Consider the following 800-nt stretch of genomic DNA (forward strand, 5'->3'; position numbering starts at 1 on the left):
ATCCGCCGTACCTGTTCGACCTGGGTCCGGTGGAGGGCCGGAAGACGGTCGACGAGGTGCAGTCGGGCGCGATCGCGAAGCCGGCCGTGGACGAGGAGTGGATCACCGTCCAGGGCGGGCCGACCGGCAGCGTCAGAGCCCGGATCGTCCGCCCGGCCGAGGCCGGGGGCAGCCTGCCGGTGATCCTCTACATCCACGGCGCGGGCTGGGTGTTCGGCAACGCCCACACCCACGACCGCCTCGTCCGCGAGCTGGCGGTGGGCACCGGCGCCGCGGTGGTCTTCCCCGAGTACGACCTCTCGCCCGAGGCCCGCTACCCCGTCGCCGTCGAACAGAACTACGCCGTCGCCCGGTGGATCGTGGCGCAGGGCGCGGACAAGGACCTGGACGGCGCGCGGCTGGCGGTGGCCGGCGACTCGGTGGGCGGCAACATGACCGCCGCCCTCACCCTGATGGCCAAGGAGCGCGGCGACGTCGCCCTGGTGCAGCAGGTGCTGTTCTACCCGGTCACCGACGCGTCCTTCGACACCCCCTCCTACCACCGGTTCGCGGAGGGCTACTTCCTGCGCCGCGACGGCATGCAGTGGTTCTGGGACCAGTACACCACCGACCCCGACCAGCGCGCCGAGATCACCGCCTCCCCGCTGCGCGCCACCACCGCCCAGCTCACCGGCCTGCCCCCGGCCCTGGTCGTCACCGCCGAGGCCGACGTCCTGCGCGACGAGGGCGAGGCCTACGCGAACAAGCTGCGCGCGGCCGGCGTGCCCGTCACCGCCGTCCGCTACCAGGGCGTCATCCAC

At 73.4% G+C, this 800-nt stretch carries 1 protein-coding gene; it reads left to right on the plus strand.

Annotated features, from left to right (window positions below; all coding sequences use genetic code 11):
• Positions 1 to 800, plus strand: an 800-nt coding sequence (locus IEZ04_RS34335) for an alpha/beta hydrolase (protein ID WP_189220918.1), incomplete at both ends; no start/stop codon positions are given.

The sequence above is a fragment of the Streptomyces ruber genome, assembly GCF_014648075.1.
In the GTDB taxonomy this organism is placed as follows: Bacteria; Actinomycetota; Actinomycetes; order Streptomycetales; family Streptomycetaceae; genus Streptomyces; species Streptomyces ruber.